The sequence below is a fragment of the uncultured Tenacibaculum sp. genome, assembly GCF_947495995.1.
Lineage (GTDB): Bacteria > Bacteroidota > Bacteroidia > Flavobacteriales > Flavobacteriaceae > Polaribacter.
The window spans coordinates 54269-68559 of record NZ_CANMAX010000012.1 but is presented as its reverse complement, the minus strand read 5'-3'; the positions used below and the strand labels follow the sequence as shown (position 1 = coordinate 68559).

Genomic DNA, 14291 nt, shown 5'->3' with positions numbered 1-14291 from the left:
AGTGAAACCAAAAGTTAAAAGCGTGAAGAATATGTTAAAGCAGTACTGTTTTTTAGTGAGTTAATTAATAAATTCATGATGTGTTTTGATTTTAAGTTTTGTTCCAGAAAAACATACTTTCATGCCAATTCTATCTGCGTTTAAGGAAATCTCCAAGGTAAAGCATGTTTTATCAGACTAATTTAGTAATAGATTACAAGATGGTAATTCTAAAACTAAACTACATCAAACATGGGAACAATGAATTATAGAAACTTAGCAAATGCATGTATTTTCTTTTTAATAGGAATTACAGTAATTTCAGGACAAAGTATAATAAGTATGAGTCCGTCTAAAGGTTCTTTGGCAGGAGGAACTTTAGTAACGTTAAAGGGAAGTGGATTTGATCAAAGTAAATCTGTTGGAGTCTTTTTAAAAAATACAAAATATCCAAATGGAGTAGGAGTGTCAAATATTAATTATGTAGATAGCACTACAATAACTTTTACTACACCAAAGCGATCTCATGCTCAAGATTTTTCAGTGTATTTAGAATTAAATAAAAATGCTACTAAGATATATGCACCAGAAAAATTTGAGTATAAATTACCAGAGGTAAATACGATGAGTCCAGATAGTACTTCTGTTAAAGGAGGAAAGACAATTACAATTAAAGGAAAGTATTTTTCAGGCGCAACTTATGTGAAATTTGGAGCATCTGGAAATACACCAATATCTGTAAATGATTCTGTAATAAAAGTTGTAAATCCTGCACATGTAGCAGGAAATGTAACTGTATCTGTAGATGTTCAAGCACAATATGTATCGGTACCTTTTCAATTTAAGTATAGAAGCAAGTCGATAAAAGACACTTATAATTTATCTCTAGAAAATCTTACAGGTTTAGATTCACATTATAAAGTATACGTATTAGGATATAGTACAGATTCAAAAAAATATCTCGCGCTAGATAAGAGTACCAAATTAGGTAGTTTCAAAAAGTTTTCAAATCAAACAGGATATGTAGAATCTTATGAGTTAGGTAAGGAAATTACAGATATTTCCTTATCAAATAAAAACGAAATAAATGGAGTTCGAATTTATTTCTTTGTTAAAGATACTAGAAAAACATACCAAGATAATTCAAGTGCAACTACCAATGGAAATTTAGGTTTTAAATACAGTAATTCAGGGAAAAATGTATATCAAGTAAACAATCCGCCTCAAACTCAATTTCCACAATATAGTTATATAGAGGCAACATTTTTAAATGATCAAAATTTATACATAGATGCTTCTTTTGTTGATGGATTTTTCTTTCCTGTTTCTATAGTTGCTGAAGATAAATCTGGCAAAGAATTAGATAGAGTAGGTCAGACCGCTGGAGTTAGTGGGAATGAAGTTATAACTGCGTATCAGACATTTTTAGGACAGGAAGATGTTTCTAAAGGATACAAAGATTTAGTGTATACACCTCAAGGAGAATCTTCTGTATTATTAAATCCAGGTATGTATTTAAACAATAATACAAATGCTTTAGATACAGTGTTTAATAAAGCTATTCAGCAATTATTTACAAGTAAAAGTATGAAAATGAATATTTGGCAAAATGGTGTTGGAGAATTTGCTAGAAATTATGAGGTAACTCCAGTAACAAAAGTGTTTCCTGGAACAACCAATACACATTCTGCTTTAGAGTTTACAAGTTCTAATGCAACAACGCTACATGTATTTAATCCAGTTGGTTTTTCTGTGGTTTCGTATAAAGATGCAACTAAGGGAATCATGCAGCCAATTTTTGGAAAAATTAAGAATAATGTATTGACTTTTACAAATCCGTTACCATTAGATTGTGGTTTAAAAGTTGGAATGTATGTATGTAATGGAGGAGGTTCTACAGATGGAACCACAAAAATAACAGCAATTACAAAATCTAGTAAAACAATTACATCGGTTACGTTAAATACTAGTACAGATTATCCGAATAAATTTCAATACCAATTTTCAAAAGCACCTAAAAATTATTATTACTCAGCAGGACATATGACTTTTGCAGGCATTGGTTTATTTGCAGATGGAGCTTTTAGATATGCGAATGCAAATGATCAAGTAGTTGTAAAAGGATTAGAGAATCAAATAACTACAGCGTTAAATAGAGGTGTAGCTTTATTAAGTTTTTCAGATATAACTTCAGCAGGAAGAACAACTAAAAATTGGGGAGATGAAACAAAATGGTATCCAGCCGGGCAACCACAAAACATGTTCTCATATTTTATGCATACAGCAAAAGTTGGAACGAATACTATTTTCTCACTTCCTAAAAATCCAGTAAAATCAGCTAGAGGAACGTATATGGCTAGAGCTTATGGTTTTTCTTATGATGAAAATCCTATTGGAGGAAATCAAGGAAATCAGCCGCAAGTTCCTTCAGAATTTCCAGGAGTTTTCCCTAAGAAAACAGATAAACTTAAATTAATTTTAGGTGTTTGGAAGAAAACAAAATAAACTAATGAACCTTAATTAAAACTAAATATATCATGGAAATTAAAAATCAAACCATTTTAAATATTCCAGCTGGTTGGGTTGGAGGTTTTGCAAGTTCTAATCCAGAATTTGCTTACCCAAATCCGAATTTAACTTCGTTACCAATGCCTGATAACATGTTAAATATTGGAAGATTACAACGTCAGCAAGCTGTAAAATGGCCAGAATTTAGCTGGGAAACAAAAATGGGAGCTGCAGATCCAAAACGATGCTATCAAATGTTTGCACCAGATATTTCAAGAATTGGATATACAAATGAAGGTAGAGTATATTCTATTATTTGTCCACAACAAGGAATTACATCACCACTTTTTGGTTCATTAAATGTAGAAGTAACAGTTACAGGAACCAGAGGTTGGGTTAATGAAGATAACCGAGAATTAGCGGCAGAAATGGGGGTTGTAGGGAAAATATGGTTTAGCCCACCAAAATCGAAAGAAGGTTGGATAGTTTCTGGAATTCAGAAGTTATTGTGGGATAAATTACAAGATGCTCGTTTTCCATTTCCTTTTACTAAATCTCAAGCGATTATGGTTACAACTCATAAAAATGGAGATCCAGATCAGCCTGTATTTCCAGTAAGAAAGGGGGTAAGTACAGGTTTTCCTATACCAGATTTTGCTAAACACGAAGCTGAAGCTTGGACTGTTGGGAATTTAGAAGTTCAAATAGGTCCAATTGTAAAAACAGGATATCCAATAGTTGACGAATTTAATGCATTAGTAATGGATGTTTTCAACTTAGGTTCTGGTAATATGTTGCAAGAAAAGAACGTGCTTACGTGGAATGTTTGGTTTACAGAACCAGAACTTGTAAATCAGAATGAATGGGCGAGTCATGCTTGGAGATGGAGACAATCTATAGATACAGATCATGGTTCTCCTGACGGACCAGGAACTGAAGCTAGATATTACGATGGAACTCCATTTAGTGTTGATTTTGATTTAATTAAAAAGCAAGAAGAGTCAAAATTGATGAGTTTTTTAGAGCATTTTGATAGTCAAGAAAAAGATAAGATTTTAAAAGCTGTAGAAAGTATTTAATTTCTAATACAGTATATTATTCAAAAATATTTTACACCATCATTTCTTTTAATCTTTGAAAAAGTGATGGTGTTTTTATTTTACTTAGCAAAAAGCTGACTTATATCTTTAAAGGCTTTAAATTCTAAAGCATTATTTTCAGGATCGTTAAAAAACATAGTTGCTTGTTCGCCAACTTTTCCTTTAAAACGAATAGTTGGTTCTATTACAAATTTTGCGTTTAAACTTTTTAAACGATCAGCTAATTTATGCCAATCATCCCAAGATAATACAACTCCGAAATGCGGAACGGGTACATCATGACCGTCAACAGGATTTGTAATTGACTTTGTTGGAATAAAGTTTTCTTTTTGATGAATTACTAATTGATGTCCGAAGAAATTAAAATCAACCCAATGTGCTGCACTTCTACCTTCTTCACATTGTAAAATATCTCTATAATAAGTACGACATTTTTCTAAATTTTGAACAGGTATGGCTATATGAAAAGGTTGTATCATTTTTTTTTATCTAAAGGTGAATAATTCCAAAGATACTATACTTCAGTTTTTAAATCAACATGCAGATTTATAAACCTAACATAGAACCAGAATACACGTAAAAAGTAACTAAAACCAATTCACCAATAAATACTCCTGCGAACATGTATTTAAAAGGCATTTTAATAATTCCTGCTACATAACAAATAATATCAGTAGGTACTAAAGGGAAAAACGACCATCCTAAAACTAAATACGTAGCTTTAGAACTTTGTAGTTTGCTTTCCCATTTTTTTACTTTTTCAGGATATTTCTTTTCTAAATATTCACTGAAACCTAAAATATCAGCAAAGTAGTATAAGGATGTTGCTGATAACATGATTCCAACCATGGATATTAATAGAACGAGAAATAATTGATCGGGAAACAGTAAAACTCCTGTAATTACAAAAGGAGTACTTGGAATTAAGAAAAAACCTCTGATAAAAGAGAGAAGAATATAAACGGTTAATATTTGTCCCTTATAAGAACTAATGAAATCTTTAATATAATCAACAGAAAATATTTCTGGATTTTTCACATAGCGATATAAGAGATAAATAAGTAATACTCCCCAGAGTATATAAAAGATCTTTTTTCCTGTCTTTAACATAGTTTTCTACTAAATGGTTGATAGTGCAATTATTATTCTATTGCTAGAATTTACTTGATAAGACGACTACTAAAAAGAAATGTTACTGCTATTCTTAAAAAATAAAGATACAGAAACAAAAAAAGAATAAATACTTTATTAATCAGCTAAGTAATAGTTTAGGAGCGAAGAATATCAATAAAAAGGAAAGCAATATTAAATAAAAACCATATAAAACAATTTTACTTTTTATTCCATTTGTGATCAGTAAAAACAAGAAAAGTATAGCGATTAAAATTAACCCTAAAGGCGAGTATATTAAAATTAGAAAGAACAAGTAAAAATCAAGCAGAGGTAATAGATTGAAGTAGATTAAGATTAACAATATATTATAAAGAATAAAAAAGCCAATAATTAGTTTATTAGCTTTTTGTCTTTTACGTTCGTATCTGGTTGACATTTTCTATTCTTATTCAGGAGAAATTCGTACAGCTGTTCCGGTAATAGAAACAACTAATACTGCTGAGCTAGATACAGTTTCGATATCAATTTTAATTCCCACAACTGCGTCTGCATTTAGTTTTTTAGCATTCTCTTTTAGCTTTTGAAAAGCTTCTTCTTTAATACCTTCTAAACCTAATTCATAAGCTTCGTAATATTTTTTCATACTAAACATATCTTTAAAAGACATTTTAGTTCCGTTGTAGTTATAAGAAGAGTTGTAAGAAATACCAGTTACAATACCTTTGTATTCAGTTATTTTATGTCCTTCAATTGAGTTGGTTGTTGTTAAAATCATAGTTAGTGTTTTTAATATTAGTAATTAAAAAGGTTCTTTTGTTACATGTTGAAATTTAAAATCCAACAGCTTTATCGTCACCACGGTGATCAGCACCAGCTTCTAATTTCCCGTCAGGAAGTACTAAAATAGCATCCACTTTACCAATAACAGGCGAATTTGTTTCATCTAACTTGTATCCTAAAGATTTTAATTTGTTTTTAATTTCTTCGGAAAAGCCATTTGGTTCCATTTTTATATCATCTGGCAACCATTGATGATGGAAACGAGGTTGATTTACAGCTTCTTGCATTCCCATTTTGTATTCATGAACATTTAAAATTGTTTGTAAAACAGAAGTGATTATAGTAGAACCTCCAGGAGTTCCTATAACCATAAATAATTTTCCGTTTTTCTCAACAATAGTTGGCGTCATAGAACTTAACATTCTTTTTTCTGGTTCAATTTTATTTGCTTCAGCACCAACTAAACCAAACATATTTGGAACGCCAGGTTTACTGCTAAAATCATCCATTTCATTATTTAAAAAGAAACCTAATTCACTACAATATAATTTAGAACCAAAAGCAGCATTAATTGTTGTAGTTACAGAAACTGCATTTCCGAATTGATCAACAATAGAGTAGTGGGTTGTTTCATTACTTTCTGAGAATGTAATGTTACCATGTGAAACATCACTAGAAGCAGTTGCCTTATCAAAAGAGAAGTTCTCCATTCTAGAAGTACTATAAGGTTTACTAATTAAAGTTTCCTTTGGAATTTTTATAAAATCAGGATCACCTAAGAAAAAGCTTCTATCAGCATAAGCTCTTCGCTCGGCTTCTGTAATTACTTGAATAGATTTAGCAGAATTATGTCCGTATTTATCTAAATCATAAGGCTCGATAGCATTCATAATTTGCGCTAAACAGATTCCACCACTAGAAGGCGGAGCCATAGAAATGATTTTTAAATCGTCGTAATCAAATACAACCGGAGTTCTCCATTTTGCTTCGTATTTTGCTAGGTCTTCCTCAGTAATTAGACCGCCGTTTTCTTGCATAAATTTAGCAAGTATTTTAGCTGTTTCTCCTTTGTAAAACTCATCACGACCGTTTTGCTGAATTCGAGTTAATGTTTCAGCTAAAGAAACATATTTAATTGTGTCGCCTTTTTTCCAGTTATTATCTAATAAGATAGTTTCAGAATTTGCCTTTCTAAAAGCAGGCGTATGTTTTTTTAGTCTGTTTTCTTGTTTTTGGGTAACGATTACTCCTTTTTTAGCTAAATCAATTACGGGTTGGATAATTTCTTCCATTGGAAGTGATCCAAATTTTTTGTGAGCAGCAAAAACTCCAGCCACAGTTCCAGGAATACCAACAGCCATTGCGCCCAAAGTACTTTTTCCTTTAATTACATTTCCTAAAGAATCTAAATACATGTTTTGAGTAGCAGCCATTGGAGCTTTCTCTCTGTAATCTAAAGCACCAATTTCACCGTTATTTTTCCTGTAGACCATAAATCCGCCACCACCAATATTTCCAGCATATGGAAAAGAAACAGCTAAGGCAAGTTCAGTTGCAGCCATAGCATCGAAAGCATTACCACCTTTTTTAAGAATATCGGCTCCAATTTTAGAAGCTTCTTTTCTTGCAGAAACAACCATAGCTTTTTCGGTAATTAATCCGATTTCTGGCTGTTTTTTACAATTAAATAGTAGTGTGATACATAAAAGTAAAGCAAAACTTTGTTTCATTTGGTTGAGGTTTTTAGTAGAATTTGGTTGTAATAAATTAAATTTTGTCGATTTCTATAGCTACAAAATTGATTAGTTCAAACATAAAAGTTTGAAAATCATTTTCGAGATCTGTATAATATAATTCGAGATCTTCAATTGCTAAATTCATTTGAGATTTCCCTTTGGTTCGTCTATTCATTCCATTCATAACATCTTGAATTCCGTCTATAAATTGGTAGTTGTATAACCAATTATATTGAATCATATACGGAAGTAATTCTTGAGTTTTTTCTGGTAAAGTCTCTTTTCTATCGACGAGTAATTGATAAACACTGTTTGTATAAATATCTAAAGGAATTTGAGAATAATCGTCCCAATTTTTTGCTAAGAAGTGATCGTAAAAGATATCGATAATAACACCATCATAATGTCCGTAACGTTCATGAAGTCTACGTTTACTAATTCGAACAATTTCATTGGCATCTGTAAATGTGTCTATAGCACGATGTAAATAAATACCTTTTTGAATATCTTCAGGATAGTGTTTGAATTTGTTGCCTCGAACATGATCAGCAATAAAATTACCAATCATAATCTCATTGTTATTTGGCGGGGATAAATAGAGATGGGCTAAAAAATTCATTGCTTAAAAGTAAACAAAAAAGCATAAACGAACATGGATAAGTAGATCTTGTTCGATTATTGAACTGAGAAAATAGTGTTAAAAATAATTGGTTTCCCTTTTTTTGTATACCCTTTTACAATTACTTCGTAATTTCCAGTTACATCAGATGTGTAGAAATCTATTTCTTTTTCACTAACATTTGGGTTCCAGTAAAGTTGTGTTCTATAATCTGGAATTCTTTTCTTAGAAGTAGTATAATTCTCAAAGAAATATTCTTTTTTCGGTTGTACCTGTATTACTTTAAATTCTTTTACAGCACTAGAAATAGGTGTATAATCTTTCTTAAAAGTATCAATGAAAGTGATGCCTTGATAAATAGAATTACCATAGCAATATTTATCATTAACTACAGCAATGGTATTGATTTTACTACAATCAAAATTCATAAAACTATCATGATCATGTATAATATGACCGTCAACAATTAGTAAGGATGGAATATTTCCTATAAAACCAGTCGTTTTTATATCTTCTGATGGAGCTATGATCCTCTGCTTTTGATCGATTGTTCTAATTTTCGCACTTGTAATTATTTCAACAAAAGTTTCTTTTAAAGATTTAAATCTCTTGTAATCGTCTAATATATAAGTGTTTTTTCGGCTGCTAAATAAAGAATCTTTATACTTTAAAGGTCGGATAGAATCTTTTTTTACTTTGTAATATGCATTTTCTATTTGAGTATAAATACTTCTAGCTTTTATTGTATTAATCGTGTTTTGAGTCAGTTGAATAGAGGTATCAATATTAATTTCTTTTCTAACATCTTCATCAGGTAAAAGCTTAATTTGGTATTCAGTAGCATTAGTATCTAGAATTTGGAGATAAACTTTGTTTGAGTTTAAATTTAGGATATTAAAATAAAACTCTCCAACATTATTTGTTGTAGCTATTAAAGGCAAGTGCTCATGATTGATTGAAAGCGAAATGGGTTTATTAGCAACAGTTTTGTTTTTTACACTTTCTATTCTTCCTTTTAAAATATTACCTCTTAATTCTGGTAGAAAAATAAGGTTAGAATTTGGATTAACATTGAGTTTAGACATTTCTGTATTAGAGAAAGGAAGTTTAAAGTTCTCTTGTTTTTTAACTGAAATAGAAAGATTACTTGATGCTAAGAAATCAATTTTGTTTAGACTTAAACTAACTTTCTCTCTTTTGCTATAATTTCTTTTATTAGTAGAAATCTTATTGTTTAAATTGAAGTTATCTCTTATTTCAGGAATAATTTCGATATTTGATTTAGTGGTTATTTTGTCTGCAAACGGATTTACAATAAAAACTGTGTTTTCGAAATAATTGCCATAATTTTTCATCCATTTGGTATAGCAAATTAATTTATAAGCTCCTGTTTTTACTTTAGCATTGATAAAGAAATCGCCATAACCAGTTCCTGAGTCTAAAGAAACTTTATGTTTTGTAATTGTTTTATTTTCCGAAGAGCGTAATTCTATGTAGGCGATTTTACTGTAGTTTGAAAATTGCTTGTTCTGATCAAAACAATAAATTTTGTAATATAACTTTTCACCGGTAACTAATAACTCATTGTTATAATGAACAGCGATACGTTCTTGAGGGAATTTATATGATTCTTTAGTAAGATTAGATTTCGATTGAGAAAAAAGAGTTGAACAGATAAAGAATATTAAGCAAGTAAAATTTTTCATAGTTAATGATGTTTTAATCTATCCAGAAACTTGGAGCTACAGGTTGGCCAAAAAAGGAGCAGTCGCCACATGATTTTCCAATTAAAACATATGGACGAGTAACATCAAGTGGATTTGTAGGACTATCGATATAAAAAATGTATCCGTTATTTAATAGGTCTAACAAAGGTGAGCGTCCAAATCTATCTTCCACAAGAGGATTAGGTTGATCTAAACAAGAACTCGAAGTAACATAATTTGTGAAATTAGTATCTGTAATGTCTTCTCGATTTACATAAAAACGTTCTGTATATACAGTAGAAACTTCAAAAAAACCAGAAACTTTGTTATTTGATGGATTTACTTCTGCACGAATGTTACTCGGTATATTTCCTAACTGAACTTGAGAGAAAATCTCGTCAGGATCAGAAAATTTACTCAATAATTCATAATAGTCGTAAGCGTTTTTATTTAGAACATATTGATTTATTTCAATGCTGTATCGTATACCAATAATATAACTATCTAAAGGAATTGTTCTGATAGGAAAAGCAATAACTCGATCTTCAGACAATGTTTTTGTTTCTGTAATCATAATCTTTTTAGTCTTTTGATTTCCGTAACAAAAACCCACACCATCTACATTAGGATCTTTAATTGTAGTCGTAAATAAAAAAGGGTTTTCAGATATTACTCTGATTTTTTTCGGACTCCAATAAATAGCTTTTAACTTATAAGTTTCATCATAAGTGTATCTATAGTAATTTGCATTGTTATTATTAAGAATACTATTTACTTTAAAAACAACAACTTCTTCACCATTATCATTCAGTTCAATATCAAAATCAAGATTGTCAATTTCAGAAGAGCTAGGTAATTCTTCCGGAGTTGATAGGTATTTAGTTCCTTGTGCAGTTTCTATATGTAACGTGTATTTTTTAGAAGCAATTGCAGCAAATTGCGTGATTGAAATATATTCTCCAGGTTCACTTTCTTCAAAATTGTAGGAAATACCAGAATCATCTGTAATAAATACAGTGGCATTTTCAAGAGGATTATTTTCAGTAGCGTCTATTTGTACAGTTTTAGAAAGAGTTATACTATGATTCTTTATCTCGTTAGTTAAAATTGCTTTAACAACAATATTTTCTTCAAACGTAACATTATCAATTTCTATAGGTTGAGTACAACTAATAATAAGAAGTATAAATATTAAAAAGTAAAAGTAGTTTTGATGCTTTTTCATTTTTTAAAATTTAAAGTTGTAAGTAATTGTAGGGATTGGAACAGAGAAAATTGAATTTTGATAACTCTGTACATTTCCATTAACAGATTCAAAGAAAACAGAATAAGGGTTGTTCCTTCCTAAAACATTATATATAGATATGTTCCAAAAGCTATGAGCGAATTTCTTTATTTTATGATTTCCTTCAATGTTTATTCCAACATCCATTCTATAATAATCAGGAATTCTGAACTGATTTCGATTGCTGTATGTTAAAAATTCAATATCATCTATGATATATTTTCCAGTAGGATACGTAATTGGTTTTCCTGTTTGATAAGTGAAGTTTACCGATAAACTATACCTTTTCGTAAACTTGTAATTTAAAACTGCATTTAAATCGTGAGGAATATCGTAGTTGGTAGGAAAGAAAACACCATTGTTAACTCTTTCTTCATCAAATTCACTATCAAGTTGAATAAGTGATCTAGAATAACTGTAACCAAGCCAACCATTTAAACGACCACTATTTTTTCTAAATAAAAATTCTACACCATAAGATTTACCTTTTCCTTGAATAATTTCAGTTTCAATATTTTCGTTCAATAATAAATTAGCGCCAATTTTATAATCGAGTAAGTTGTTATACTCTTTAAAATATCCTTCTAAACTGAATTCGTAAGTATCCTCTTCAAGATTTTTGAAAAATCCTAAAGATAATTGAGAACCTTCTTGAGGTTTAATATTAGCATCTGAAAGTCGCCAAGTATCTATTGGAGTAGCTGTAGTATTATTATTTAATCGATGTATGTATTGAAAAGACTTATTGTAACCAGCTTTTACTGAAAAACTATCGTCGAAAGAATATCTTCCTGAAATTCTATAACTTAAATTATGATAAGTTTTATAAATAGCATTGTTATCATGATTAACTGTGTTTAGAAGCGTTGACTCATTTTTCGGAACTCCATTTTCATAAATTCTTTCTGAAGAAGGTCCTAAAGCTAAAAATTGATTTAAACGTAAACCGAGATTAAAATTTAGTTTCTTATTCACTTTAATTTCATCTAAAACAAATAAGCTGTTTTCTAAAGCTTTTTCTTGCGGAATATTTAGTGGAATTATTTCCGAATTTTCTCCGTTAGGAATTATTGAACCTGGATTGATACTGTATAATTTAGATTCTAATCCGTATTTAAATTTATGAGTAGTAGAATAATTATACTTCATCAAAAATTTTAAATCGGTTTCATTAATTCGATATTTTAAATTGAAACCTTTATTTGTATCTCCACCTTCATAATCAATATTAAACGTATAGTTGCTGTTAGAAAGCGTTAAATCTCCAGTATTTTTAGAATTGAATTTATGATTCCAATTTAAAGTTACAAGAGTATTTCCATACTCATTAATGGTATCAGATGCAATTTGATATTGATCTTTACTGTGATATCCAGTGATTTTTATATTGTTGTTTTCATTGATTTTATGCTTGTATTTACCAATAACATCAAAAAAGGAAACACTACTATTTTGAATATCTTTATTATCAACTAAATCTAAAATCCAACCCGAATATGTACTTCTACCACCTAAAATAAGTCCAGATGTATTGTTGATAATAGGAATGTCAAGGTTAACATTTCCAGTAACCGGACCAATAGATGCTTCTCCGCTGAGTTTTTTTGTATTTGGATCGTTTGTTTTTATATCAAATACAGACGATAATCTTCCTCCATATTCTGCTGGAATATTTCCAGCATAGGCTTTTAAATCTTTTGTGGTGAACGGATTAATTGCCGAGAATAATCCTAAGAAATGTGTAGGATTATAAATTACACCATTGTCTAATAAAAATAAATTTTGATCTACTTTTCCTCCTCTAACGTTTACACCTTCCGATCCTTCTCCGGCAGATTTAATTGAAGGTAAAGTAATCGCAACTTTTAAAATATCTCGCTCTCCTAAAATTGTAGGAATCGTTTTAATATCCTTAGCTTTAATACTACTGATACCAGCTATGGTTTGCCTAACGTTTTGGGTTTTATTAGCATTAATAATAACTTCATCTAATTGTTCAGAACTTTCACTAATAGATAGGTTTAAAGTACCGTTATTGTATATAATTAGTTTTTGAAATTCACCTTCAAATCCACTAAAAATAGTTTCTATCTCATTTTTACCATATGGTAATGTTAGTTGGAATTTTCCATTTTTATCGGTTGTAGTATAGTTGTTTTTATTAGAAGAAATTACGGTAACTCCTTCAATAGGTTTCCCCGTTTTATCATTGGTAACTGTACCAGATAATGTATACCGATCTTTTTTGAAATCAGTTTCTTTCCCAATTTTAATATACTCGTTTTTAAAATCAGAAGAAGAGTTAACAAAAATAGGAGCATCTGTTTGAGTATTACGATCTATATTTTCGTAAATACTTCTTTTGATTAAATTTCCTTTAGTTAAAATAATTTTAGATCCTTCCATGATGAAATAATTGATCGTACTTGATTCAAAGATTTCATCTAAAATTTTCTCAATTTTTACATCTTCATAAGAAATTGAAAACGTCTTTTTAGAAAACCATTCTTCTAGGAAATAAAACTGATAATTGGAGTTTTCTTCAATTAGCTGTAATACTTCTATTTGTGTTAGATTAACGGCTTTTAAAGTAATTTTTTCTTCATTTTCTTGTGAATAGGATGTGTAAAAAAAGAGACTAATACATATTAATAGCAGCTTTCTTTTCATTATTCATGTATTGTAATCATGAGTTTTATTAAAAATTCTTTAAAATTTTGTTTAAGTAAATTCTTGTTCGTTTTGTAGAACTTAGAAATTACTTTTTTTTGGGTGGGGTAAATTTTAATAAAATCTCGTTTAGATTTTACAGGAATATATGCTTGCTCTTTTAAGAGAATGTAGTAGAGATCTTTTTTCTTTTTGAATGTATGATGAATAAATCTATTATCATTATTATCTTTTCTTACTTTAGTGTGTTTTCTAAAAATAGAAAAGTGTTTGTTAGAATTTATTACTTCAAGAAAACCATGTTGTTTAGTGTTTATAAATGAAATTGTATCAATTTGAAAACTTTCAACAAATCTTTTTCCAGGAATGATAGACAGATTTTGTTTTAAATTAGATAGTTTAATTATAACATAATCATCAACAATTTCGTATTTTAATAAAACATCATAAAAAACTTCATTTCTATAAATAATGCTTCCTTTTTTGAAAGTACTTGAGTCAAAAAAATTATGATTATTCTTAGTTTTTTTTATGTATTTCTCTTTGTAAACATCACCATAGCTTAATTTAGTATTTACATTATTTATAGTATTATCAAGAAAAGAATAAAGTTGTTGTTCAGGCTTTTGTTCTTGACTTAATAAGCTTTGAATAATGAATAGATTCAGAAAGAAGATGTTTAACTTCTTCATTTCATAGTTTTAGCATGGTTAATCGAAATGCAATTTAAAAATTACTGCATATTAAAAAATGAAAAGAACCTATTTTGCAATTTTGTTTTAAGAAAATGAGAAT

Annotated in this window: 11 protein-coding genes; 2 read left to right on the top strand and 9 right to left on the bottom strand. The window is 29.5% G+C overall.

Features of this window, described 5'->3' with window-relative positions; all coding sequences use genetic code 11:
* The first annotated feature begins 240 nt into the window (after positions 1 to 240).
* Positions 241 to 2484: an IPT/TIG domain-containing protein gene (locus tag Q1A15_RS19730; protein ID WP_299627972.1), complete on the top strand. Its 2244-nt coding sequence runs from the start codon at positions 241 to 243 to the stop codon at positions 2482 to 2484.
* A gap of 32 nt (positions 2485 to 2516) precedes the next feature.
* Positions 2517 to 3566 carry a hypothetical protein gene (locus Q1A15_RS19725; RefSeq protein WP_299627970.1) on the top strand — a complete coding sequence of 350 codons (1050 nt, stop codon included), beginning with the start codon at positions 2517 to 2519 and terminating at the stop codon, positions 3564 to 3566.
* A gap of 80 nt (positions 3567 to 3646) precedes the next feature.
* On the opposite strand, the gene Q1A15_RS19720 is transcribed toward Q1A15_RS19725, so the two are convergent.
* The 9 genes from Q1A15_RS19720 to Q1A15_RS19680 form a co-directional block, all read right to left on the bottom strand.
* The gene (locus Q1A15_RS19720; protein ID WP_299627968.1) at positions 3647 to 4066 is read right to left on the bottom strand and encodes a VOC family protein; all 420 of its coding nucleotides are present in this window, start codon (positions 4064 to 4066) and stop codon (positions 3647 to 3649) included.
* Between the two features lie 67 nt (positions 4067 to 4133).
* The gene (locus tag Q1A15_RS19715; RefSeq protein ID WP_299627966.1) at positions 4134 to 4697 is read right to left on the bottom strand and encodes a VTT domain-containing protein; all 564 of its coding nucleotides are present in this window, start codon (positions 4695 to 4697) and stop codon (positions 4134 to 4136) included.
* A gap of 448 nt (positions 4698 to 5145) precedes the next feature.
* Positions 5146 to 5475 (bottom strand): heavy metal-binding domain-containing protein, encoded by a 330-nt coding sequence (locus tag Q1A15_RS19710; protein ID WP_299627964.1) that lies wholly within the window; start codon positions 5473 to 5475, stop codon positions 5146 to 5148.
* A gap of 55 nt (positions 5476 to 5530) precedes the next feature.
* Positions 5531 to 7210 carry a gamma-glutamyltransferase gene (gene ggt, locus Q1A15_RS19705; RefSeq protein WP_299627962.1) on the bottom strand — a complete coding sequence of 560 codons (1680 nt, stop codon included), beginning with the start codon at positions 7208 to 7210 and terminating at the stop codon, positions 5531 to 5533.
* Positions 7211 to 7247: 37 nt separating this feature from the next.
* Positions 7248 to 7835 carry an acyl carrier protein phosphodiesterase gene (locus Q1A15_RS19700; protein WP_299627961.1) on the bottom strand — a complete coding sequence of 196 codons (588 nt, stop codon included), beginning with the start codon at positions 7833 to 7835 and terminating at the stop codon, positions 7248 to 7250.
* Between the two features lie 56 nt (positions 7836 to 7891).
* Positions 7892 to 9541 carry a hypothetical protein gene (locus Q1A15_RS19695; RefSeq protein ID WP_299627959.1) on the bottom strand — a complete coding sequence of 550 codons (1650 nt, stop codon included), beginning with the start codon at positions 9539 to 9541 and terminating at the stop codon, positions 7892 to 7894.
* Positions 9542 to 9554: 13 nt separating this feature from the next.
* The gene (locus Q1A15_RS19690; protein WP_299627958.1) at positions 9555 to 10766 is read right to left on the bottom strand and encodes a DUF4249 domain-containing protein; all 1212 of its coding nucleotides are present in this window, start codon (positions 10764 to 10766) and stop codon (positions 9555 to 9557) included.
* A 3-nt stretch (positions 10767 to 10769) separates the two neighbouring features.
* Positions 10770 to 13496, bottom strand: coding sequence for a TonB-dependent receptor (locus tag Q1A15_RS19685; RefSeq protein WP_299627956.1), 2727 nt, complete (start codon positions 13494 to 13496; stop codon positions 10770 to 10772).
* Positions 13496 to 14188 (bottom strand): hypothetical protein, encoded by a 693-nt coding sequence (locus Q1A15_RS19680; protein WP_299627954.1) that lies wholly within the window; start codon positions 14186 to 14188, stop codon positions 13496 to 13498. Before Q1A15_RS19680 ends, Q1A15_RS19685 begins: the two co-directional genes overlap by 1 nt.
* Positions 14189 to 14291: the final 103 nt, after the last annotated feature.

Bases quoted from the DNA above. Each gene is read 5' to 3' on its own strand.
- Q1A15_RS19730 (WP_299627972.1), top strand. From the start codon at position 241: ATGAATTATAGAAACTTAGCAAATGCATGTATTTTCTTTTTAATAGGA.
- Q1A15_RS19725 (WP_299627970.1), top strand. From the start codon at position 2,517: ATGGAAATTAAAAATCAAACCATTTTAAATATTCCAGCTGGTTGGGTT.
- Q1A15_RS19720 (WP_299627968.1), bottom strand. From the start codon at position 4,066: ATGATACAACCTTTTCATATAGCCATACCTGTTCAAAATTTAGAAAAA.
- Q1A15_RS19715 (WP_299627966.1), bottom strand. From the start codon at position 4,697: ATGTTAAAGACAGGAAAAAAGATCTTTTATATACTCTGGGGAGTATTA.
- Q1A15_RS19710 (WP_299627964.1), bottom strand. From the start codon at position 5,475: ATGATTTTAACAACAACCAACTCAATTGAAGGACATAAAATAACTGAA.
- ggt (WP_299627962.1), bottom strand. From the start codon at position 7,210: ATGAAACAAAGTTTTGCTTTACTTTTATGTATCACACTACTATTTAAT.
- Q1A15_RS19700 (WP_299627961.1), bottom strand. From the start codon at position 7,835: ATGAATTTTTTAGCCCATCTCTATTTATCCCCGCCAAATAACAATGAG.
- Q1A15_RS19695 (WP_299627959.1), bottom strand. From the start codon at position 9,541: ATGAAAAATTTTACTTGCTTAATATTCTTTATCTGTTCAACTCTTTTT.
- Q1A15_RS19690 (WP_299627958.1), bottom strand. From the start codon at position 10,766: ATGAAAAAGCATCAAAACTACTTTTACTTTTTAATATTTATACTTCTT.
- Q1A15_RS19685 (WP_299627956.1), bottom strand. From the start codon at position 13,496: ATGAAAAGAAAGCTGCTATTAATATGTATTAGTCTCTTTTTTTACACA.
- Q1A15_RS19680 (WP_299627954.1), bottom strand. From the start codon at position 14,188: ATGAAGAAGTTAAACATCTTCTTTCTGAATCTATTCATTATTCAAAGC.